Origin of the sequence: Amycolatopsis sp. lyj-109 (assembly GCF_046548995.1) — a bacterium.
Lineage (GTDB): Bacteria > Actinomycetota > Actinomycetes > Mycobacteriales > Pseudonocardiaceae > Amycolatopsis.
This window is the reverse complement of record NZ_JAJPWR010000003.1, coordinates 61,599-81,721: the sequence shown is the minus strand read 5'-3', so window position 1 is coordinate 81,721 and position 20,123 is coordinate 61,599. Positions and strand designations below refer to the sequence as shown.

22 protein-coding genes and 1 riboswitch are annotated in these 20,123 nt (G+C 69.8%); of the genes, 10 read left to right on the top strand and 12 right to left on the bottom strand.

Annotation, left to right across the window (positions count from 1 at the left end):
* Positions 1–58 precede the first annotated feature (58 nt).
* Positions 59–1,048 (top strand): hypothetical protein, encoded by a 990-nt coding sequence (locus tag ACLJQF_RS07765; RefSeq protein WP_410607532.1) that lies wholly within the window; start codon positions 59–61, stop codon positions 1,046–1,048.
* On the opposite strand, the gene ACLJQF_RS07760 is transcribed toward ACLJQF_RS07765, so the two are convergent.
* The 7 genes from ACLJQF_RS07760 to ACLJQF_RS07730 form a co-directional block, all read right to left on the bottom strand.
* Positions 1,045–2,160, bottom strand: coding sequence for a hypothetical protein (locus ACLJQF_RS07760; RefSeq protein WP_410607531.1), 1,116 nt, complete (start codon positions 2,158–2,160; stop codon positions 1,045–1,047). The two genes, ACLJQF_RS07765 and ACLJQF_RS07760, sit on opposite strands and share 4 nt — an antisense overlap.
* 98 nt (positions 2,161–2,258) lie before the next feature.
* On the bottom strand, positions 2,259–2,795 hold the full coding sequence (locus tag ACLJQF_RS07755; protein ID WP_410607530.1) for a hypothetical protein: 537 nt from the start codon (positions 2,793–2,795) through the stop codon (positions 2,259–2,261).
* A complete protein-coding gene (locus ACLJQF_RS07750; protein WP_410607529.1) occupies positions 2,792–4,030 on the bottom strand; it encodes a putative T7SS-secreted protein in 1,239 nt (412 codons plus the stop codon). The genes ACLJQF_RS07755 and ACLJQF_RS07750 overlap by 4 nt, the downstream gene beginning before the upstream one ends.
* Positions 4,030–4,371 carry a hypothetical protein gene (locus ACLJQF_RS07745; protein WP_410607528.1) on the bottom strand — a complete coding sequence of 114 codons (342 nt, stop codon included), beginning with the start codon at positions 4,369–4,371 and terminating at the stop codon, positions 4,030–4,032. Before ACLJQF_RS07745 ends, ACLJQF_RS07750 begins: the two co-directional genes overlap by 1 nt.
* Positions 4,372–4,406: 35 nt before the next feature.
* Positions 4,407–4,808 (bottom strand): SseB family protein, encoded by a 402-nt coding sequence (locus tag ACLJQF_RS07740; RefSeq protein WP_410607527.1) that lies wholly within the window; start codon positions 4,806–4,808, stop codon positions 4,407–4,409.
* 292 nt (positions 4,809–5,100) lie between these two features.
* Complete coding sequence (locus ACLJQF_RS07735; RefSeq protein ID WP_410607526.1) at positions 5,101–5,808, bottom strand: hypothetical protein; 708 nt, start codon at positions 5,806–5,808, stop codon at positions 5,101–5,103.
* A gap of 74 nt (positions 5,809–5,882) precedes the next feature.
* Entirely contained in the window at positions 5,883–7,250 is a 1,368-nt protein-coding gene (locus tag ACLJQF_RS07730) for a recombinase family protein (protein ID WP_410607525.1), read from the bottom strand.
* 119 nt (positions 7,251–7,369) lie between these two features.
* On the opposite strand from ACLJQF_RS07730, the gene ACLJQF_RS07725 reads away from it, so the two are divergent.
* The 3 genes from ACLJQF_RS07725 to ACLJQF_RS07715 are packed head-to-tail and all read left to right on the top strand — an operon-like array spanning position 7,370 to position 8,762.
* On the top strand, positions 7,370–7,960 hold the full coding sequence (locus ACLJQF_RS07725; RefSeq protein WP_410607524.1) for an ArsR family transcriptional regulator: 591 nt from the start codon (positions 7,370–7,372) through the stop codon (positions 7,958–7,960).
* Entirely contained in the window at positions 7,957–8,424 is a 468-nt protein-coding gene (locus ACLJQF_RS07720) for a hypothetical protein (RefSeq protein ID WP_410607523.1), read from the top strand. Before ACLJQF_RS07725 ends, ACLJQF_RS07720 begins: the two co-directional genes overlap by 4 nt.
* 2 nt (positions 8,425–8,426) lie before the next feature.
* On the top strand, positions 8,427–8,762 hold the full coding sequence (locus ACLJQF_RS07715; RefSeq protein WP_410607522.1) for a hypothetical protein: 336 nt from the start codon (positions 8,427–8,429) through the stop codon (positions 8,760–8,762).
* A 368-nt stretch (positions 8,763–9,130) separates the two neighbouring features.
* On the opposite strand, the gene ACLJQF_RS07710 is transcribed toward ACLJQF_RS07715, so the two are convergent.
* Entirely contained in the window at positions 9,131–9,415 is a 285-nt protein-coding gene (locus ACLJQF_RS07710) for a 4a-hydroxytetrahydrobiopterin dehydratase (protein ID WP_410607521.1), read from the bottom strand.
* Positions 9,416–9,447: 32 nt separating this feature from the next.
* Positions 9,448–9,554: riboswitch (TPP riboswitch) on the top strand.
* A 22-nt stretch (positions 9,555–9,576) separates the two neighbouring features.
* Between ACLJQF_RS07710 and ACLJQF_RS07705 the strand changes: the two genes are divergently transcribed.
* The 3 genes from ACLJQF_RS07705 (at position 9,577) to ACLJQF_RS07695 (ending at position 13,279) form a co-directional block, all read left to right on the top strand.
* Positions 9,577–10,626: a thiamine ABC transporter substrate binding subunit gene (locus ACLJQF_RS07705; RefSeq protein WP_410607520.1), complete on the top strand. Its 1,050-nt coding sequence runs from the start codon at positions 9,577–9,579 to the stop codon at positions 10,624–10,626.
* 83 nt (positions 10,627–10,709) lie between these two features.
* Complete coding sequence (locus tag ACLJQF_RS07700; protein WP_410607920.1) at positions 10,710–12,266, top strand: ABC transporter permease; 1,557 nt, start codon at positions 10,710–10,712, stop codon at positions 12,264–12,266.
* Positions 12,266–13,279, top strand: a complete 1,014-nt coding sequence (locus ACLJQF_RS07695; RefSeq protein ID WP_410607519.1) for an ABC transporter ATP-binding protein — start codon at positions 12,266–12,268, stop codon at positions 13,277–13,279. Before ACLJQF_RS07700 ends, ACLJQF_RS07695 begins: the two co-directional genes overlap by 1 nt.
* A 43-nt stretch (positions 13,280–13,322) precedes the next feature.
* Here ACLJQF_RS07695 and ACLJQF_RS07690 read toward each other — a convergent pair whose 3' ends face one another.
* Genes ACLJQF_RS07690 through ACLJQF_RS07680 form a run of 3 tightly spaced genes read right to left on the bottom strand, consistent with a single transcriptional unit; the run spans position 13,323 to position 16,266 of the window.
* On the bottom strand, positions 13,323–14,201 hold the full coding sequence (locus tag ACLJQF_RS07690; protein WP_410607518.1) for an ABC transporter permease: 879 nt from the start codon (positions 14,199–14,201) through the stop codon (positions 13,323–13,325).
* Positions 14,198–15,172 (bottom strand): ABC transporter ATP-binding protein, encoded by a 975-nt coding sequence (locus tag ACLJQF_RS07685; protein WP_410607517.1) that lies wholly within the window; start codon positions 15,170–15,172, stop codon positions 14,198–14,200. The genes ACLJQF_RS07690 and ACLJQF_RS07685 overlap by 4 nt, the downstream gene beginning before the upstream one ends.
* Positions 15,169–16,266 carry a LolA family protein gene (locus ACLJQF_RS07680; protein WP_410607516.1) on the bottom strand — a complete coding sequence of 366 codons (1,098 nt, stop codon included), beginning with the start codon at positions 16,264–16,266 and terminating at the stop codon, positions 15,169–15,171. Before ACLJQF_RS07680 ends, ACLJQF_RS07685 begins: the two co-directional genes overlap by 4 nt.
* A 148-nt stretch (positions 16,267–16,414) precedes the next feature.
* Here ACLJQF_RS07680 and ACLJQF_RS07675 point away from each other — a divergent pair, with 148 nt between their 5' ends.
* From ACLJQF_RS07675 to ACLJQF_RS07665, 3 genes are all read left to right on the top strand, one after another.
* A complete protein-coding gene (locus tag ACLJQF_RS07675; protein WP_199191173.1) occupies positions 16,415–17,131 on the top strand; it encodes a response regulator transcription factor in 717 nt (238 codons plus the stop codon).
* Positions 17,128–18,441, top strand: coding sequence for a sensor histidine kinase (locus ACLJQF_RS07670; RefSeq protein ID WP_410607515.1), 1,314 nt, complete (start codon positions 17,128–17,130; stop codon positions 18,439–18,441). Before ACLJQF_RS07675 ends, ACLJQF_RS07670 begins: the two co-directional genes overlap by 4 nt.
* A 154-nt stretch (positions 18,442–18,595) precedes the next feature.
* Positions 18,596–19,003, top strand: a complete 408-nt coding sequence (locus tag ACLJQF_RS07665; RefSeq protein WP_410607514.1) for an NUDIX domain-containing protein — start codon at positions 18,596–18,598, stop codon at positions 19,001–19,003.
* A gap of 29 nt (positions 19,004–19,032) precedes the next feature.
* Here ACLJQF_RS07665 and trpS read toward each other — a convergent pair whose 3' ends face one another.
* Positions 19,033–20,046, bottom strand: a complete 1,014-nt coding sequence (trpS, locus tag ACLJQF_RS07660) for a tryptophan--tRNA ligase (protein ID WP_410607513.1) — start codon at positions 20,044–20,046, stop codon at positions 19,033–19,035.
* Positions 20,047–20,123: the final 77 nt, after the last annotated feature.

Sequence of the window (20,123 nt, the reverse complement as noted above, 5' to 3'; positions counted from 1 at the left end):
GTTGGTGTTGGCTGGGTGAATGGCACGTTCACCACGTCGAGCTGGGCCGCGAACGCCGGTGCCGTCAACGGTCGAGGAGTTCCTCGATGCGCTCGACGATGCCGGTGGTGAACTACGGATCGTGTCGCCGAGCGACGATGTGCGTGCTGCGTGGCGGCGGGTGATCCACCGCGTTCGGCAGGGCAAGCACGTCCCCGAAGGGTGGCACCTGTTACACCGAGGCCGCGACAGTGGAGACCTCGTCATCGAGATGCGGCCCGGCGAGCATCCCGCTGACAAGTACCGCCGGCCGGACGGGGATCGGGTGCCGATCCCCGCCACGCTGGCGAAGCCGCACCCCGCGGTTCAGTCACTGCGCGACGCGCCGGAACGTCTCCCGGCCTCGGCGACGAACCGCGGTCGAGCGGTCTTGATAGCTCAGGCGCTCGCGAAGGAAGCGGGCCGTCGCGGACTCAAGGTGGTGCCCGGAATCGGCGACGTGCTTCTCAAACTAGAGGCGTCGGGGCTCCAGTACGCCGTACGAGTCACCGAGGAAAGTGCTGCTCGGTGGACCCTGCGGCTCGTCCTCCACGTGCGCGGCCCGGGCGAACCAGCTGATGCTCGGTGGTGTGATCGCTCTGGCTGGCAGGTCGAGGAAACGTTGGGGCAGGTGCTCGACGACGTCGAGCGACGGGCGGAGGCCACTCGACGAGATATCGAAGAGAAGGACCGGCGCGAAGCTGACCGGAAGGCCACGGAACGCGCGAGAGTCGTCCGTGACCACCGAGCGAAGGCGTTGCGCGCTGAAGTCGCCGCCTGGTGTGAGGCGGAGCGGATCCGGCAGCATTGCGACCAGCTCATCTCGGCCGGCATGAATGAGCACGACGAGTGGGTGACATGGGCGCGGGCACGTGCTACCGAGATTGACCCCTTGACGGAGCCGCCAGTTCTACCGCCCGAGCCCACCAAGAAGGCGACGGCGCCACAACCAGCCCCGGCCAGCGTGTTCAGAGCGACACCGCCTGAGCCGAGACCTTGGCACCCGAATCAGAAGTGGTGGTCACGTTAGCTCGGCCCCCACGGGCTCAAGCCGTGCAGGTACGGCGCGAGGTCGTCCCGTCCCGGTTCCGGCGTGGCCGGCGTTCCGGCACGGTTTCGTACTGGATCTATCTCGTCCGCATAGGTCTGCGCCCACGTCGCCCAGGCGATGACGTCGTCTCGGCGCGACGGATCGACCGTCTCTGCGGAGCAGCGAAGCGCTGCGGCATAGGCACGGATGTCCTCGGCCTCTCTTGCTTCGTCGATCCGTTCGCGCAGCGCGTCCTTGCGGTGTTGTTCGGCGAACTGCTTCCGGGCCTTGGCCATCGCTGCTTCCCAACGGCGCTGACGCTCGGCAGCCTGGCGGTCCTCTTCCTCCCGGCGCTCGACGGCGGCCTTGATCATGAGCTCAAGACGGTCGAACATTGCTCCAAGCTGCTGCTCGAGTGGCCGGTCCTGGGCATCGGACCAGAATGTGTTCTTCTGGCGGCGGTAGCCCTCCTCTGGGTGGAGCTTGAGCCACAATCCGTTCTGAGTGCCTCCGCCGGTTAGCCTGAATTCGTCTCGGCCTGCCTCGATCGTGACGTGTTCACCGCGACGCTGGCCTCCTATCCGGACCCGGTATCCCCGGAAACCGGCCTCGTCCAGGATCGCTTGCCAGATCCGGAGCATGCGGCCGGTCTTCTGCCGCGGTACATCCGGTATCCAGTCGGGGACGAAAGCGCGCGAGTGATATGGACGCCACCGATCCGCATCGCGCCGTGCCATCCCGTCCTGCATCTCGACTACCAACGCGTGAGGAACCTTGGGCAGCTTCGACGGAACCCGGACGTCACGTCCTATGAAGTCGCCGTGGTCCTGGCTCTTGGGCGTCGGCTTCGGCGAGCTCGTCTGGCGAGGTGGCTTCGGGGGTGCGGTCGGGTCGCTCACGGAGATCCGCAAGGAGTTGCCAGATGTCCATTTGCTGAGCCGAGCGGTTCCGGCACGCAACAGCCGAAGCTGGGCGGTTCGCGCCGCATGGCGCCACGCCTTCAGCTCATCGGGCTTCAGGTCTTGGAGTAGGAGATGCCCGCCCGCCGCAGCCACCCGATTCAGCACTTCTTCCGGCGTGATCTGGGGATGGTCGGGCTCGGCCTCTGCCATGCGATCACTGTAAGTGACGAGACTGGGTGTCGCTAGCCAGCGCGATTAGGGAGGGGAGCGGAACTAGCACACTTCGTGGCTTCCGGCACTGCTCGGACTCACCAGGTGCTGACGAGCGACCTGGCTGCGGCGTCGGCATCCTGGCCCGAAAGCTGCGCGGCCATGGCGGTCTTCAGTACGGCTGTCGCCTGCCCGAAGATCATCTCGGACGAATTGACCAGGTCGAAGCCTGCGCGGTCGATTGTGAGGGTCCCCGCTGGGAGACCGGGCCCCTCGCTGAGCGCACTGGACACTGCTTGGGCGAACTCGATGGGCAGCCCTACAGTGAACGGTTCCTTCCACAGCTTGCTCGTGCAGGTCGGCTCCTCGTCGGCGTCGAACAAGTCGAAGGTCGCCACGGCCACGGCGAACTGCGTCTGGTCGCCCTGGCCGGGCTTGAACTGTCCGCCGACAAGAGCGCGTGGAGCGAGACCACCGAACCGTCGCAGGACTTCGACGTGCATCCGGACAGGGTTGGCCACGGCGCCGATGGCCGGCTGGGACGACCGTAGCCACTCTACGGCTTGGTATGCCGCTGGGTGATCGCCTTCGCCGATCGCGACGAGGCCGTGCCGTTCCACTTCAACGATCGTCATCGCGGTCCCAGCCCGTTCATCTTCCGCCACCACGGACCGAACAGGGGTTCCTGGTCGATCACGTCAGGATCATAATTCTTGCCGGGAGGATGGGTCTGCAAAGCCTCGGCGTGCGCTTCTTCGTAGCCCATCCCGCCATCCATCAGCTTCGCCTCGAGCGTTTCGTGACGCATGAAGTTGGTCTGTGCCTCTGACAGCGGCTTTCCCTCAGCCAGAGCTTTCCCGATTCGGTCCAGCATCACGTCGTTCGGTCCGAAATGGTCAAGACCGGGCCGGGAAAGATGCTCCTTGACCTTGGACACGTCGGTAGGCGCGAAGCTGGTGGGTACGTCCGGGGTGCCGCTCTCTCCCGGGATACCGCGCTCCGAATCGGGCTCGTGCTCGCCGTGCCCGGGTGCGCGCTCCTTGAGCAGCTTTCCCGCGCCGAACGCGGTGAACCCAAGCAGCATGTTGCCGGTGATCTTGCCCAACGCGCGGTCGCCGTGGCCATTGGCCCAGTCGTCCCAGGCGACCATCTCTTTGAACGTGTCGACCGGATGGGCGATGTTGTGCGCCATCGATGCGACGACTTCAGCCGGATCCGCGAGGATCTGGTAGAGGCCTTCACCTGCCCCCTTGATGCTGTCCCAGATGCCGCCGAAGAAGTTCGCATCGGCCTGCTTTCGGGAGTCTTGCGGCGCAACTGCTCCCTCATAGCGGAGTGCGTCAGCCGTCAGGTTGCCTACGCTCGCCAACTGCTGCCGAGCGCGGTTCAGAATGTCCCGCGCGGCTTGGCGCTGGCCCTCGCCGGGGTCGGTGAACGGCGGGGCCTGCACCACGGTCGGGTCACCGTGTTGTGCGTTCGCCCTGGTCTTCGCGTCGGCATCGGCAACAGCGCGATCATGTTCGGTCTTCGCTTGCTGGGTGGCGTTGTCGCCTTGCTGCCACTGGGCGATGGCTTCGGCTGCCTGCCCCTGCGCCCATGAGAGACAGTTCGCGAAGTCCGTCAGCGCGAGAGCGGCGTTGTCCAACGAGTCGCCGGCCTGCCCCCAACGAGGCACCTCGGTCTGATGGTCCTCGTGAAACTTGTCCGCCGCTGGTCCCTGCCAGGCGCCGGTGTCGATCCGCCGGAGCGCGTCCCCGACCGCGTGGGCCGTCTTGGCTCGCTCGCTCAGTACTCTGGCGTTCTCGAACACGGCTGGCGGATCGCCGGGGATCAAGGCCTTCGGATCGGCCGTCTGGCCGAGCTCCGCCATCAGACAGCGCCAATCGTCGGCTCGTCGGGCGAGACTGCGTCCCACCCGGGATCGGACTTCAGAGCCGCTGTGTTGGTGTGCTCGATCGCCCGGTAGGCGGATGCTGCCTTGCCGAGTAGGTCCCCGAGGTTACTGGCGCGATCAGACAGCGCGTCGAGCCCGACACTCCATCGGCCACATAACTCCGCGAGTGCGTCGTGAACGCCGCTGTGGCCATACAGACCTGGTTCACCGCACAGTCCGCGAAGCTCGAAGCTGTCCTGGTCGTGTACGACGGCGCTCATGTTTTTCGATGCGTTCTCCAGCACGTCGATGTCGACGTGAAAGCCTGGACCATCCACTCCTCTTCGTCCCCTCTGTCACTTGCGTCAGGCAACTACTCCGCCTTGCGTCCCCGCTCTCCCGCGTGTGCCCATGCCCGCGCGATCAGTTCCGGCGGCGCCATCCGAGACAGGACCGGGAAGCGATGCGCATCGTCGGGGTCGACCATCAGACCCACGCCAGGCGGGACCAGTTCCAACAGATCCGCACCCGTTGTAGTGAAGTAGTCGCACTCGCCCACGTGTGCTGCCAGCCGTTCGAGTGTCGTGAAGACGGCCATCCATTTGCCGCGTTCGCCAAGGTCGGCCACCAGCAGCGCCGGCTCCTCCGGTCGCTGCGCGTAGACCAACGCGCTCACGAATGCGTCGACGAAGTCACCTGGACCCCGGTTGCCACTCCAAACCTGCTGCGCAACGATCGCCAGCCGAGCTTCAGCTGCCCCTTCGTCACGTTTCACGCTCGGTACCATACTTGCTGTAACCGGCCTGCTCAACGAGCGAACGCGGCGGCGGGTGTCTAGCTCATGCCGCCTTCCCTCGTGGTTGCGGGCGCCGCGACGGCGGACGATGTGCGGTCAACAGGGCAGCCAGCCGGTCCCGCTGCCTGGGTGTCAGCGGCGGTGCTGCGTCGACGAGCTCGCGAGCGTGGGCGTCCAAGTCCGGTGTAGCCGGGTGCGCGGCGGAAATCAGGTTGTCGTCTGCCACGGTGTGGCCCTTCTGAAACAGGAAGGTCGACGACGGGTCGTGGGACTACAGCGCTCCCCCGAACGCGCACGGCCCGACGCGACCCTCACTGCGTGGGACAGCAAGGGGCACGACATGTCCCGGTCCTCTGGCAACGCGGGGCTTTGATCGAAGGTCGCGGCCCGGAGGTCGTGAGACACGCTCGGTGGTTCGCCTGCCGCCCTCCGATGGGGCAGGGCCGTGCAATGCCGGAAGCAAGTCGAGCAGCAGGAAGAGCAACAATGGAGTCGCCGTGATGAGGAACGTGCGCTGGCCGGCCGACGACAGGAGCAGCAGAACCTTGATCAGCTGAACCAAGGTTCGAGCTTTGGCGGCGTCCGCTGCTCCTCCTGGGTTCAAGTCGGCGATCAGGTCGCTCTCGGCCGACTTGACGTTTGTCTTCGTTGTCTGGCGAAGCAGTGCCGCATACGCCAGGTACGGCAGGACTTCTGCGCTTTTGAGGAGCTGAAGCCGTCGGCGATGATTGCCGGCCAGCCGGTCATGTCCGGCCTGGAAGCTTGCAGCGAATGACTCGTACCCCTCGGCGTGACCGTGGGGAAGCTGAGCGAGGACCGCGGCCTGTTCGTGGGCTGGGAGACTTGCTCGCATCTCGCGGAGTGTCGCGGCGCGATCCAGGATCTCTCCGGCCGAGAACGACTCGGCGCGCGAGGCCGGACGAGTCATCCGGTCAATGAAGTGACTTATGGTCACCAAGTCTTCGTTGTCATCCCCCATGGTGACCAGCGTAGATCGTTCATTGCTACAAGTCGATCTACTCGGTCAACTACGGTGTGCAATCGAATTGCGGTTTAGTCCAGGTCTTCGCGCCACTTGATGGCCACCGAATTCGGGTCGAACGTCTTGCGCCCGCGCGGCGTCGGCGCGATCTTCACGATGGACACCGCGTCCACGACGTTGCGACGGATCATCAGCGGTGCGGCGTCGAACGCTTTCACCGGGTCGGACGCGGAGAGCGTCGACGCTGCAGCGTTCCGGGCGCTCAGCCGGGCCAGGACGCGCTGTGCCTCCGCAAGTTCCGCCTTGACCTTCTGCGTCGAGACCTTGTAACGCGGGCCGTCGATGTCCCCGGAGTCGTAGTCCGCCTCGATGCGCTCCAGTCGCTTGGTAAGCCGTTTGACTTCAGCGTTCGCTGCTTCTGCTCGCTTGGACTCCTTCGGCGTGATCAGGTCAGCGAGGTCAGCGCGACCGAGTCGTTCCCGGATCGTCTTGATCACGAGGTCGTCGATGTAGTGCTGCGCACGCGTCAGGCAGCCGTTGGGGCAGCGGTAGCGGTCGCCTGACCATGAGCGGACCTTCGCATCGCACTTGCCACACTCGAACAGACCCGCCCCGAGATGCTTCCGGTCCGTCCCCTGTTGGGTCTTGCGTCGCGGGTCAGCCAGCTTGGTCTCCACCAGTCTGAACACGTCATCGTCAACGAGGGCCTTCCAGGTTCCCCGCTTTCCGTTGGTCTGGCCCTGGTAGACCGCATGTCCCGCGTAGCGCGGGTTGGTCAGGATTGTGCGGACACTCGACGGGTTCCATGGACGGCCATGACGTGTGGAGAAGCCGGTTTCGGTGAGCCAGGCGGCAAGCGCGCGGAGGGAATCCCCGGCGGCGAACCGATCGAAGAGTTCGCGCACGATGACAGCTTCGCTCTCGATGACCTCGCCTGCCGGGGTGTAGCCCGTCAACCGAACGCCGAGAGGAGGCTTGCCGTGCTCCGCACGCTGGAGGGCGGCGGCACGCTGTCGTGCCGCCTTCCGCTCGATCTCGCCGCGGGCGACGGTCGCCTTGATCCGGGCGAACATCCGGCCGCCGTCGGTCGACAGATCGGCCTCGCCGTTCGCGGTGACCAGCAACAGGCCGCGTTCTTGCGCTGCGTCGATCCAGTCTTCGAGCTGGCGAGGCTGGCGGGTCAGCCGATCCAAGTCCCAACAGACCAGTGCGTCGAACTCGCCGGCTTCGTACGCGGCGACCAACTGGTCGTACTCGGGGCGGGACTTGTGCCTGTCGGATGCCGAGACTGAGTTGTCGACGAACTCGCCGACGACATGCCATCCGCGCTGGTCAGCGATGCGTAGACAGTCCGCCCGCTGTCGTTGAACAGCCAGCTGCTCGCCAGTCGCGTCTAAGCTGACTCGTAGGTAGATGGCGCAACGACGGGGTGTTGTCACACTTCAAGTGTTTCACGGCGTGGTAATCTGGTCGAGTTCCGCTTCAACGTCTGACGCACGTTCCGTGAGCGTCAACTACTGACTGTTGCTTTCATTGGGCGCAGGATATACTGCGCCCAATGAAAGCTTCGCCGAGCCTGCTGCCCCTCCTGCGTTCGCGCATGCAGGGTGAGCTGCTCGCGCTGGTCCTGCTGCACCCCGAGCGCGAGTACAACATCACCGAGCTCGCCAAGGCTTTCGGTGTCTCGGCGACGACCGTGCTGCGCGAGGTCGAACGGCTCGTCGTCGGCGGCATCCTCGAAGACCGGCGGGTCGGCCGGAGCCGGCTCGTCAAAGCCCGCACCGATACCCCGCTCTACCGGCCGTTGAGCGAGGTCCTCTCGGTCACCTTCGGGCCGCTGCCGCTGCTCGCCGAGGCCCTGTCCGGGGTGGCGGGCGTGCGCGAGGCCTACATCTACGGGTCCTGGGCCGCGCGCTACAGCGGCGAACCGGGGCCGCCGCCGGGTGACGTCGATGTCCTCGTCGTCGGTTCGCCCGATCCGGACGAGCTCTTCGACCTGGCCGAGGGCGTGTCGCGGCGGCTGGGGCGCGAAGTCAACGTCCACCGAATCTCGCCGTCGGCGTGGGCGTCGAGCAGCTCGGATCCGTTCCTCACCAGCGTGCGTGAGCGTCCGCTGGCTCCGCTGCAGCTCGATCAGGAGACAGAATGACCCGGTGGAACCAGGGCCGCGCCACGATCGACGCGCTCATCGCGCGCGGCTCCCTCGAACCCGTCCCGGCTTCGCGGGAGGCTGCGGAGGCGGAGCTGGGCCGGGCCCGCACGCACGTCGCTTCGGCACTGCAGCTGCTGGACTCGGATCCAGAGGGCGCCTACACGCTGGCGTATGACGCCGCACGGCGTTCGTTGGCGGCCGTCCTGCAGAACCAAGGCCTGCGCGCGACGAGCCGCGGTGGCCACATCGCCGTCTACGAAGCGGTTCTCGCGCAGCTCGATCCGCCGCTCGGGCCGCTTCTGCGGCCCTTCAACCGGATGCGGGTGCGGCGCAACGAAGTCGCTTACCGCTCTTCCGAAGCGCCTTCGGTCACCGCCGAGGACGTGGCGGCCGACGTCGCGAAGGTCGAAGATCTGATCGGGGTCGCCGAGAAGACGATCCCGAGCATGTCCCGGTACTGATCGTGGACGACGCTGCGGCCCGCCCGCTCACGCCGAACGAGCGGACGGCCCTGGACACGCTGCTCGCGGCCGACTTCCCCAGTGCCGCGGAACTGCGGGCGCAGGCCGCCACGGCCCGGGTGATCGGCCGGTGCGGCTGCGGGTGCCCCACGATCGACCTCGCGGTGGACGACGCGATACCGCGCGCGGAGCTGAAGAACTCGGTGGCGGCCGAAGCCGATGTGCCGGACGGCGGGCTCATCGTGTTCGTCGATGACGGCCGGTTGTCGTGTCTGGAGTACTGGTCCACGGCCGACGAGAAGCCGGTCGAATTTCCGCCGCCCGACCGGATTCGTTAGCCGAGCAGGCCCAGCAGGGCGATCACGATCAGCACCACCGCGGGGGCGAGGGTGTTGATCCAGACGCGCTGGGCGGGCGTGAGGGCGGCGGTGCTGTTCATGGCGCTTCCTAGGGCTTAAAACCGATGCTTCCGCAGGAACAGCGCGCTGATCATGCCCCGTGTTAACAGCTGTGATCGAACTCTCAGCCGTCCAGGTGACGGCGGTTGCGGGCGGTGAACCAGAGCACCCCACCGGCCGCCGCCACCATTGCCGCGAACGCTGCCGTGCCGACCACGATTGCCTGAGTCATCTGTGTCTCCCTCCCGAAGGTTCCGGTAACCGAGAGACGTCGAACCCGGTCAAAGGTGCACTCAGCGTAACCGGGATCACACGGAATCGAGCACCGAGTCGATCTGCGCGGCCAGGTCGAAGTCCTTCGCCGTCAGCCCGCCCGCCGAATGGGTGGAGAGCCGGAACGTCAGCGTGCGCCAGCGGATGTCGATGTCCGGGTGGTGGTCGGCGGCTTCGGCGAGCACCGCGACGCGGTCCACCACCTCGATCGCCTGGGGGAAGCTCGCCAGCTCCGCCTCGCGGGAGATGACCGCGCCGGACCGGGTCCAGCCGGTGCGCAGAAGACGATCGGCCTCGGAGTCGCTCAAGATTTCCGTCATGTCTCCATGGTCGTCCGTCCTGGACTACGCTGCACGGTTGCCACGGGAGTCCGGTCAGCCGGGCTGAGAGGCGGGTCACTCCGCGACCGTTCGCACCTGACCGGATCATGCCGGCGACGGGAGGGCCTTCCCTCCGCGTCCGGCGAAGTGCAGGAGGGTAGATGAAACGCAGGGCTGTGCGCGCCGCGACGGCCATCGCCGCCGTCAGCGCCGTCGCCGCTGGGTGCTCGCTGTCGGACGGTGACGGTGGTACGCAGCAGACGCCCACCGTCACCCTCGTGACGCACGATTCCTTCCTCGCGCCGCAGGAGGTGCTCGACGCCTTCCAGAAGCAGTCGGGCATCAAGGTTTCCGTGCTCAAGCAGGGCGACGCCGGATCGCTGACCAACAAGCTCGTGCTGACGAAGGCCAACCCGATCGGCGACGTCGCCTTCGGCGTTGACTCCACCTTCGCCTCACGCGCGCTCAGCGAGGGCGTCTTCGAGCCCTACACCAGCCCCGAGGCCGACCGCGGGCCGCAGCGCTACGCCGTCGACCCCGAGCACCGGCTGTCCGCGGTCGACGTCGGTGACGTCTGCGTCAACGTCGACACGAACTACTTCACCACCAAGGGGATCCCCGCGCCGGAGACCTACGACGACCTGGCCGACCCGAAGTACCAGGACCTGCTGGTCGCCGAGGACCCGGCGACGGCGTCCCCCGGGCTGGCGTTCCTCCTCGGCACCGTCGCCAAGTACGGCGAGGCCGGCTGGAAGGACTACTGGACGAAGCTGAAGGCCAACGGCGTCAAGGTGGTCAGCGGCTGGGAAGAGGCGTACACCAAGCAGTTCTCCGGCTCGTCCGGCAAGGGGCCGCGGCCGATCGTCGTCTCGTACGCGTCGTCGCCGGCCGCCGAGATCGGCGACGACGGGAAGCCGCGCACCAAAGCGCTGCTCGACACCTGCTACCGGCAGGTCGAGTACGCCGGCGTGCTGGCGAACGGCAAGCAGGTCGAGAACGCGCGCAAGGTCGTCGACTTTCTGCTGTCCCAGCAGTTCCAGGCGACGGTCGCGGCCAACATGTACGTCTACCCGGCGCGCCAGGGCGTCGACCTGCCCGCGGGCTGGGCGCAGGTCGCGCCGCTGCCGCAGAAGCCGCAGACGCTGCCCGCGGACCAGGTGCAGGCCGGACGCGAGAAGTGGATCGGCGAATGGCGCACGCTCGTGCAGTGACACCAGTGCCATCCGGGACTCCGCCCCGAAAAGCGACAGCCCCGCCGCGGACGGCCCGCGGGCTCGGCCTGGCACTGCTCGGCCTGGCCCCGATCGGCTTCCTGGTGGTGTTCTTCGCCTGGCCGGTGCTGGCGATCATCAGCCGCGGGTTCGCCGCGGGCGGGCTCGAAGTGGTCCTGAAAGACGCGCGGACCTGGCAGCTGGCCGGGTTCACGGTCGCGAGCGCGGCCGCGTCGACGCTGGTCGCGGTGCTGGCCGGGCTGCCGGTGGCGTTCCTGCTGGCCCGGGTGCGGCTGCCCGGTGTCGGCCTGGCGCGGACGCTGGTGCTGGTGCCGTTCGTGCTGCCGACCGTGGTCGTCGGGCTGGCGTTCCGGGCGCTGTGGCCGGACGGTGGCGTGCTGCCGATCGTGCTGGCCAACGCCTTCTTCAACGTCGCCGTCGTCGCGCGGACCGTCGCCGGGCTGTGGGCGCGGCTGGATTCGCGGACGACCGACGCGGCCCGGGCGCTCGGCGCGTCGCCGTGGCGGGCCTTCCGGTCGGTGACGCTGCCCGCGCTGGCGCCGGCGATCGCGTCCGCCGCGGCCGTCGTGTTCCTGTTCTGCGCCACCAGTTTCGGGGTCGTGCTCATCCTCGGCGGTGCCCGCTACCGGACCCTGGAAACCGAGATCTACCTGCGCACGGTCGACCTCCTCGACCTCTCGGGGGCCGCGGCGCTTTCGCTGATCCAGTTCACGGCCGTGGTCGCCGCGCTGGTGCTCGGCGGGCTGGCGCGGCGGCGCAAGGAGGGGGCCCGGATCGGCTCGGGTCAGGCGCGACGTCCTCGCGGCGGCGAGTGGTGGGTCGTCGGCGCGGCGGGCGTCGTGCTCGCGTTGCTGGTGACGCCGATCGTCGCGCTGCTCGCCGAATCGGTGTCCACTGAGGACGGCTGGAGCCTCGCCGGGTACCGGGCCCTGACCGGCACCGGCGAGAAAGGCGCCCTTCAGGTCTCCGGCTGGGACGCCGCGCTGAACTCGCTCAAGGTGGCCATCGACGCGACGCTGCTCGCGATGGTCGTCGGCGTGCTCGCGTCCGTGGTGCTGGTGGCGCTGCGCCGCTCACCCGCAAAGGCGGCGCGAGGCCTCGGCGAGACGATGGACGCCGTCCTGATGCTGCCGCTCGGGGTGTCCGCGGTGACCGTCGGGTTCGGCTACCTGGTGACGCTCGACGCGCTGCCCGGCGACCTGCGGACGTCGCCCTACCTGGTGCCGCTGGCCCAGGCGCTGGTGATCATCCCGCTGGTCGTGCGGATGGTGCTGCCGGTGCTGCGCTCGGTCGACGTCCGGCTGCGGCAGGCCGCGTCGACGCTCGGGGCGAGCCCGCTGCGGGTGTGGCGGGAGATCGACCTGCCGCTGACGCTGCGGCCGCTGGTCGCGGCGGCGGGCTTCGGCTTCGTCGTGGCCCTCGGCGAGTTCGGCGCGACGAGCTTCCTCGCCCGGCCGACGGCGCCGACGCTGCCGGTCGCGGTCGCGACGCTGATGGGGCGCCCGGGCGAGCTGAACAACCAGATGGCTTATGCGGCGTGCGCGTTGCTGATGCTCGTGACGGTGCTGGCGGTCGCGCTGATCGACCGGCTCGGGCGCGGCGGGGTGGGAGAGTTCTGATGGCGTTGTCGGTACGGGACCTGACTGTCCACTACGGAACGTTCGCGGCGGTCCGCGACGCCCGGCTGGACATCGCCGACGGCGAGGTGCTGGCGCTGCTCGGCCCGTCGGGCTCGGGAAAGTCGACGCTGCTGCGCGCGATCACCGGGCTCGAGCCGTCGGCTCGCGGCTCGGTGAGCTGGGACGGCGAGGACCTCGGCCCGGTCCCGGTCCACCGCCGCGGCTTCGGCCTGGTGTTCCAGGACGGCCAGCTGTTCACCCACCGCGACGTCGCCGCGAACATCGCGTTCGGCCTGCGGATGCACGGCGTGCCCCGCGCGCAGTGGGCCCCACGGGTGGCCGAGCTGCTGGAGCTCGTCGGCCTGACCGGCTTCGAGAAGCGCCGGGTGACGGAGCTGTCGGGCGGCCAGGCGCAGCGGGTGGCGCTGGCCCGGGCGCTGGCGCCGAAGCCGCGGTTGCTGCTGCTCGACGAGCCACTGTCCGGTTTGGACGCGGGGTTGCGCGAGCAGCTGGCGATCGACCTGGCGGACCTGTTGCGGCGCAGCAAGATCACGGCGCTGCTGGTGACCCACGACCAGGAGGAGGCGTTCACGCTCGCCGACCGGGTGGCGGTGCTCGACGCGGGCGAGGTCCGGCAGGAGGGCGCGGTCCGCCGGGTGTGGCGCAACCCGGCGGACGACGAGGTGGCCCGCTTCCTGGGCGTGACGACGTTCGTGGACGGCACGGCCGCGGGCGGGGTCGTGCACACGTCCCTCGGCGACGTGGCCTTGCCCGACGTCGACGACGGCCCGGTGCGGCTGGGCTTGCGGCCGCACGCGCTGCGCGTCGCCGCCGAAGGCGTGCCGGGCGAGGTCATCGCGGCGGTGCACCGGCGGGAACACGTGCGCCTGGTGGTGCGCCTCTCGGAGTCCACTGTGGACGCGGTAGCCCCGGCGGCTTCGGACCTACGGGCCGGCGACGAGGTACGGCTGGCACTGGACCCCGACGGCCTGGCGGTGGTCGGCTCGTCGTGAGTGGTAATTAGGGTTCTAACCCGAATTACCACTCACGACCGCGTCAGCCGTCGCGAGTGGACATGCGGGCGTAGGCCAGCGAAAGTCCGATCACGATGTAGCAAACCGCGCGCAGAGCGCCCTCGCCCAGCATCTGGGTGCCCATCGGGTCTTGGAGGACCTCCGCCGGGGCCATCGACCAGTTCTGCGTCAGCAGGAACGGGTGCAGCCAGTCCAGCGACGTCAGGAACCCGAGGATCGTGAACACGATGTCGCCCGCCAGGACCGAAGCCACCACCAGCATCGGGTGCTCGGTCCAGCTGGACAGCGCCAGCGCCACCGCGCCGACCGCCCACAGCTGCAGCACCACCCAGCCCGCCACCAGCAGGATGCGGGCCAGCGCGCCGCCGAGGGACAACGTCGTGCCCGACAGCGTGAACAGCGAATCCGTGCCGTTGATGATCAGCCCGGTCACCACGCCCGTCACGCACATCGCCAGCACCGAAACGACCGACACCGTCGCGACGCCGAACGCCTTGACCGCCAGCAGCCGGCCGCGGCCGACCGGGGCGATCAGCCAGCCGCGCAGCGTGCCGTGCGAGGTCTCGCCCGCGATCGCGTCCGCGCCCGCCATGGCCGAGGCCAGCGGCAGCAGCAGTGCCAATGACATCACGATCGCCGCGATGGGCAGCACGAACGCGTTGTTGACCGCGGACGAGAGCAGCGCTCCGCCGCCGTCGTTCGGGCCGCCACCCTGCGAACCCGCATCGTCCACCAGAGTCAGGCCGATGCCGATCACCACCGGGATCAGCGCCAGGAGCCCGAGCACGGCCAGCGTGCGCGGCCGCCGGAAGATCCAGCGCAGCTCCGCGGCCAGCAGTCGCGGCAGCGGGACCGTGTCGTGGCCCGTGCGGGCCGCCGGTGCCTCCAAGACGGCAGTCATTCCGCCCCCTCGGTCAGCCGCGCGAACAGGTCTTCCAGGCCGGTGCGGGCCCGCGTCGCCTCGTGGACCGCGACCCCCGCGCCCACCAGGACCTGCAGCACCCGCGGCGCCTCGGCCGCGGTGAGATCGGCCCGGACGCCGTCCGGCGTGAGCCGGGCACCGATCCGGTTCTCCCGCAGCACTTCCACCGCCTGCTCCGCGTCCGGCGTGCGGACCAGCAGGGCCGCGTTCCCGGACTCCAGCAGCTCCGCCAGCTCGCCCTGCGCGACGACGTTCCCGGCCTGCAGGACGGCCACGTGCGTGCACGTCGCTTCGACCTCGGCCAGCAGGTGCGACGACACCAGCACGGTGACGCCCTCGGCGTGCAGCTCGGCGACGATCCTGCGGATCTCCCTGGTACCAGCAGGGTCGAGGCCGTTGGTCGGCTCGTCGAGCACGACCATCTTCCGCGGCACCAGCAACGCCGAAGCGAGCCCGAGCCGTTGCTTCATGCCGAGCGAGTAGCCCTTGTAGCGCCGCCGCGCCGCGCCGGTCAGGCCGACGCGCTCCAGCGCCGTGTCCACCGCGGTGGGGATCCCGGCCGAGGACAGCCGCGGTTCCGCCGCGGCGAAGCGCAGCAGGTTGTCGCGCCCGGAGAGGAAGGGGTGGAAGCCCGGCCCCTCGACCAGCGCGCCGACGTCCGGCAGCGCGTGCGCGGCGGCGTCCGGCATCGGACGGCCGAGCAGCTCGACCTCGCCCTCGGTCGGCCGGACCAGGCCGAGCAGCATCCGGATGGTGGTCGTCTTGCCCGAGCCGTTCGGCCCGAGCATGCCGACGACCGCGCCCTGCGGGATGTCGAGGTCGACGTGGTCGACCGCGACGGTGCTGCCGTAGACCTTGCGCAGTCCCCGGGTCCGCGCGGCGAGCGGGACCGCCGGGGCGGACGCCTCCGAAGAGACGTCCGCCCCGGACTGGACAGCCGTGCTGGTCACTTCTGGCCCAGCGCTTCGTACAGGACCTGCTCCGGCACCGCACCGGCGGCGAACCGGCCGTCGTCGGTCAGCACCGCGCTGCCGACCTTCGTGGTGACGAGGTAGCCGCTGCCCCACGCGCCGCTGACCTTCTTGGCGAACCGCTCGAGCAGCGCCTTCGGGTCGGCGTTGCCGCCGCGGCCTTCACGACCGGACTGCTGCTTCGGCGCCGCGTTCAGCGCGTCGGCCGGGACCTTGCCGGTGACGACGGTGTCCCAGCCGTCGCCGACGACCTTGACGTCCTGCTTCGCCTTCTCGGCCAGGTCCTTGTCCTTCTGGTCGATCGTCGGCGTCTTCTCCTGCACCTTGGCGCCCTTCGGCGGGGTGAAGGTGAAGAGGTCGGCCGGCTGCTGGGTGAACTGGATCTCGGTGAACGCCACCTCGAGTGCCGGCGTCGCCGTGCCGTTGCTCAGCACCGACACCCGCAGCGGCATCCGCGTCTGCGAGTCGACCGCGACGCGGATCTCGCGCAGCAGCGTCCGCTCGGTCGGCTTCGGCGTCAGGACCAGCTCGTAGGCCGGGCGGCCGGCGACGGTCGCGGTGCCGTCGACCGACACCGTGCTGCTCTCGCGGACCTTCGCGAGCAGTTCCGCCGACGCCGCCAGCGGGTCGGCCGTCCGGTCGCTGCCCGCGCCCTTCTGCTGGGCCACGTCGGCCGGAATGGTCACCTTGGTCGCGGTGTTCGTCTTGGAGCTGTAGTCCCAGACGGTGGTGCCGTCGTGGACCACGGTCTCCTGGCTCGCACCCTGCGTGACGGCCAGCCGGCTCTTGCCCGCGCCGTCGGTGAAGATGTGCGCCGAGTCCATGTTCAGCGCCTGTGCGCCCGGCACCGCGTTCCCCACCGCGGGCAGGCCCAGGTCGTTGCTCACCTTGACCGTGCCGTCGAACGCGCCCGGCTTCGCCTTGGCCACCGACTGCACCAGGTCCTCGGCGCTCACCTGCGGCAGCGCCGGCTTGTCGTCGGCGCTGGCCGGCATCGCGACGAACGCGAGCCCGCCGGCACCGAGCGCGGTGCCGAGGACCGCGGCGGTGATGCCCTTCGTCTTCGGTTTCATGCGTCTCTCCCTGTGGTGTTCCCGGACTCGAGTGTGCCCGGCTCCCTGGCCACGACGCTTCCCTCTCGAGGCTGAGATACCCCTGAAGGTTCGCCCTCCCCGGCTGAGATCGCGCTGAGAACCGACGCAGGACCTGCGCAAACCGGCCATGATGAGTCTCGTGAAACCTCGGGTGCTGGTGGTCGACGACGAACCGGGCGTGCGGAAGGCGCTGCAGCGCGGGCTGCGTGCGGAGGGCATGGACGTGGTCACCGCCGCGGACGGGCCCACCGGCCTGCAGCTGGCGAGCACGGGCTCGTTCGACGTCGTCCTCCTGGACATCATGCTGCCGGGCCTGTCCGGCTACCGCGTGCTGGAACGGCTGCGCAAGGACGGCGTCACCACGCCGGTGCTGCTCGTCTCGGCCAAGGACGGCGAGATCGACCAGGCCGACGGCCTCGACCTGGGTGCCGACGGCTACCTCGTCAAGCCGTTCTCGTTCGTGGTGCTGGTCGCGCAGGTCCGCGCGGTGCTGCGCCGGGCGGGGCCGGAGGCCGGCCGCGGCACGCTGCGGCTCGGCGCGCTGGCCGTCGACCGCGGGCTGCGGCAGGTGCACTGGCACGACGAAGAAGTCGGCCTGAGCCCGCGGGAGTTCGCGCTGCTGGAGGTGCTCGTCGGCCGCGCGGGCACGGTCGTCACGAAGGACGAGCTGCTGCGCGCGGTCTGGGGCGAGGAGCAGGCGGTGACCCGCAACCTCGTCGAGGTCTACGTCGGGTACGTGCGCCGCAAGCTCGACGCGGTCGGGGCCGGCGCATTGCTGCGGACCGTGCGCGGGCACGGCTACCTGGCCTCCGATGCGCAGCTCGACGAGGTCATCACCCCGTGATCCCCTGGTGGCGGGGCCGCACCCTGCAGGCCCGGATCACCGTCCTGGCCGCGACGATCACCCTGGTCTGCCTGCTCGGGCTGGCCACACTGGCCGCGTCGAACCTCTCGCCGCTGCTCATCGGCTCGGTCGACCGGGAGCTTTCCGGAGCACTGGGCCCGGCCGCCGCCGAGGTGAGCGCGGGCCGTCCGCTGTCCGGCGCCGCCCCGGTGACGCTGCGGGTGCTGGACATCGCGGGCATGCCGGTGGACGGCGGCACCCCGGCCGGGCTGGCCCCTTCGGACGTCTCGACGCTCAAGGCGGGGCAGCCGGTCCAGCGCGACGGCGCGCGGTACCTGGGGACGGTCGTCAGCGCGCCGGACGGGTCACAACGCCTGGTGGTCGCGGGCGCCGGCCTGGTCGGCTTCGCCGCCGCGGTGCACTACGGCGGCGTGTGGCTGGTGGTCGTCGCGGCGGTCGGCGCGCTGGTGGCGGGCTTCGCGACGTGGCTGGTCGTGCGCCTGTCGCTGCGGCCGGTCGCGCGCATGCGGGGTTCGGTGCGGTCGCTGCCACCGGCGGCGCGGCTGGCGCTGCCGGACTCGCACGACGAGCTGCGGGCGCTGGCGGAGGAGTTCAACGCGCTGCTGGAGCGGCAGGAGCAGGCCAGCGACCGGCTCCGGCGCTTCACCGGCGACGCCGCGCACGAGCTGCGCTCGCCGGTCGCGTCGATCCGCGTGCAGGCCGAGGTCGCGGTGACCAACCCGGATCCGGAGCTGGCCCAGGAGACGCTGTCGGACATCTTGACGGAGGCCGAGCGGCTGTCGGCGCTGCTGGACGGGCTGCTGTCGCTGGCGCGGTCGGACGCGGGGGAGGTGCCGCCCGCGTCGCCGGTCGAGCTGGTGAGCGAGGTCCGTGCGGCGGCCGCCCGGCTGCCGGCGGGAGCACCGGAGACGCGGGTGAGCACGGCGGTCGCCCAGGCGTGGGCGTCGGCCGCGCACGCGGAGGTCGAGCTGGTGCTGGACAACCTGCTGCGCAATGCGTGCCGCTACGCGCGCGGGCAGATCGTGGTGTCGGTGCTGGCGTCGCGGTCCTCGGTGCGGGTGGTGGTCGACGACGACGGCCCGGGGATCGCGCCGGAGCACCGAGAGAAGGTGTTCGACCGGTTCTACCGGATCGCCGACGACCGGGCCCGGTCCTCGGGCGGCACCGGGCTGGGGCTGGCGATGGTGGCGGAGACGGTCCGCCGCCGCGGCGGCCGCGTCCAGGTGAGCGAGTCCCCGGACGGCGGCGCCCGGTTCGTGGTCGTCTGGCGCGCGGCCCCGGCCGCCTGACCGCTCGCCTCAAGCGCCCCAAGGCGGCCTTGGTTGCGTCTCACGCACCGAAGGCCGCCTTGGTTGCGTCAGACGCACCGAAGGCCACATTGGGGCGCTTGAGGCGGAGCCGGCGCGCGGCCGGGGCGGGGGCTTCCGGGTAAGTTCCGGGACTGTGAACGCTGTGATCGTGGGAGCCGCCCTGGTGCGGGACGGCAAGCTGCTGGCCCAGCAGCGGGCTTGGCCGCCGAAGCACGCGGGGCAGTGGGAACTGCCCGGTGGCCGGGTCGAAGACGGGGAGTCCGAGGCCTTTGCGCTGGCCCGTGAGTGCAGCGAGGAACTCGACGTCGTCGTCGAGGTCGGCCGCCGGGTCGGGGAGGACATTCCGCTGCCCGGCGGGAAGGTCCTCCGGATCTACGCCGCGACGCTCGTTTCGCCCGGGGAAGAGCCGCGGGCCGTCGAGCACCGAGCCGTGCAGTGGCTCGGGCCCGACGACCTCGACGACGTCGACTGGCTGCCTGCCGACCGGATCCTGCTGCCGGCCTTCCGCGCGCTGCTCAGTTACCAAGCCGGCCAAAAGTAGGCCGCCCCGCGCTCGCCACGTGACCGTCGCTACGAAGTCATCCGGCCGTGACTGTGGCCGGATTGGTAACCGATCGGCGCAGCAGCGCCGATCATCCGCAGCGCCGCGTCGAGCCGGTGCGAGCCGCGCTCCCGGGCGCGCTCGGCGCCCGCCTTCCGCACCCGGTCCAGCTCGGCGACGTCGTCGAGCAGCGCCAGCGCCCGGGAGCGCAGCGGCCGCAGCTCCTCGATCACCGCGTCGGCGACGGCGTCCTTCACCGCTCCGTACGAGGAGAACTCCGCGGCCAGGTCCGCCGGCGAGCCACCCCGGCAGGCGGCGAGGATCTCCAGCAGGTTCGCCATCCCCGGCCGGGTCTCCGGGGCGTGGACCGGCACCGAACCGCCGTCGGTGACCGCGCGGCGGATCTTGCGCCGGATCTGGTCGGGCTCGTCGAGCACGAACACCACGCCCACCGCGTCGCGCGTCGACTTCGACATCTTGCGGGTCGGGTCGGTGAGGTCCTTGACCCGCGCGCCCGCGGGCGGGAGCACCGCCTCCGGGACGGTGAACACCTCGCCGTAGGTGCTGTTGAACCGCTTGGCCAGCGTCCTCGTCAGCTCCACGTGCTGGCGCTGGTCCTCGCCGACCGGCACCTCGTTCGCGCCCTGCAGCAGGATGTCCGCGGCCATCAGCGCCGGGTAGGTCAGCAGCGACAGCCGCACCCCGGCCTGGCCCTTGGATTTTTCCTTGAACTGGATCATCCGCGCGGCTTCGCCGTAGTTGCAGGTGCACTCCAGGACCCAGGTCAGCGCGCCCAGCTCGCGGGCCAGGTCGGACTGGACGAACAGCCGCTCGGGATCGATGCCGGCGGCGATCAGCACGGCCGATTGCTCACGTGCCAGGGATCGGAGTTTCGCCGGGTTGTGCGGCGTCGTCATGCCGTGCAGGTCGGCGACGAAGTACAGGTCGTCCGCGCCGCCCTCGAGGGCCCAGCGGCGGACCGCGCCGAGGTGGTTGCCGAGGTGGACGTGACCGGAGGGGGTGATGCCGGACAGCTTGCTCATGGTGCTTCCTCCCGAGGTGGGGCCACCCCGGAGAAGGCACGAAAAAGGCCGCCCATCCCGGGGCGGCCGCTGGATTC

Excerpts from the sequence above, each read along its gene's own strand:
- ACLJQF_RS07760 (WP_410607531.1), bottom strand. The coding sequence starts at position 2,160 with ATGGCAGAGGCCGAGCCCGACCATCCCCAGATCACGCCGGAAGAAGTG.
- ACLJQF_RS07755 (WP_410607530.1), bottom strand. The coding sequence starts at position 2,795 with ATGACGATCGTTGAAGTGGAACGGCACGGCCTCGTCGCGATCGGCGAA.
- ACLJQF_RS07750 (WP_410607529.1), bottom strand. The coding sequence starts at position 4,030 with ATGGCGGAGCTCGGCCAGACGGCCGATCCGAAGGCCTTGATCCCCGGC.
- ACLJQF_RS07735 (WP_410607526.1), bottom strand. The coding sequence starts at position 5,808 with ATGGGGGATGACAACGAAGACTTGGTGACCATAAGTCACTTCATTGAC.
- ACLJQF_RS07725 (WP_410607524.1), top strand. The coding sequence starts at position 7,370 with ATGAAAGCTTCGCCGAGCCTGCTGCCCCTCCTGCGTTCGCGCATGCAG.
- ACLJQF_RS07720 (WP_410607523.1), top strand. The coding sequence starts at position 7,957 with ATGACCCGGTGGAACCAGGGCCGCGCCACGATCGACGCGCTCATCGCG.
- ACLJQF_RS07710 (WP_410607521.1), bottom strand. The coding sequence starts at position 9,415 with ATGACGGAAATCTTGAGCGACTCCGAGGCCGATCGTCTTCTGCGCACC.
- ACLJQF_RS07705 (WP_410607520.1), top strand. The coding sequence starts at position 9,577 with ATGAAACGCAGGGCTGTGCGCGCCGCGACGGCCATCGCCGCCGTCAGC.
- ACLJQF_RS07695 (WP_410607519.1), top strand. The coding sequence starts at position 12,266 with ATGGCGTTGTCGGTACGGGACCTGACTGTCCACTACGGAACGTTCGCG.
- ACLJQF_RS07690 (WP_410607518.1), bottom strand. The coding sequence starts at position 14,201 with ATGACTGCCGTCTTGGAGGCACCGGCGGCCCGCACGGGCCACGACACG.
- ACLJQF_RS07680 (WP_410607516.1), bottom strand. The coding sequence starts at position 16,266 with ATGAAACCGAAGACGAAGGGCATCACCGCCGCGGTCCTCGGCACCGCG.
- ACLJQF_RS07675 (WP_199191173.1), top strand. The coding sequence starts at position 16,415 with ATGATGAGTCTCGTGAAACCTCGGGTGCTGGTGGTCGACGACGAACCG.
- trpS (WP_410607513.1), bottom strand. The coding sequence starts at position 20,046 with ATGAGCAAGCTGTCCGGCATCACCCCCTCCGGTCACGTCCACCTCGGC.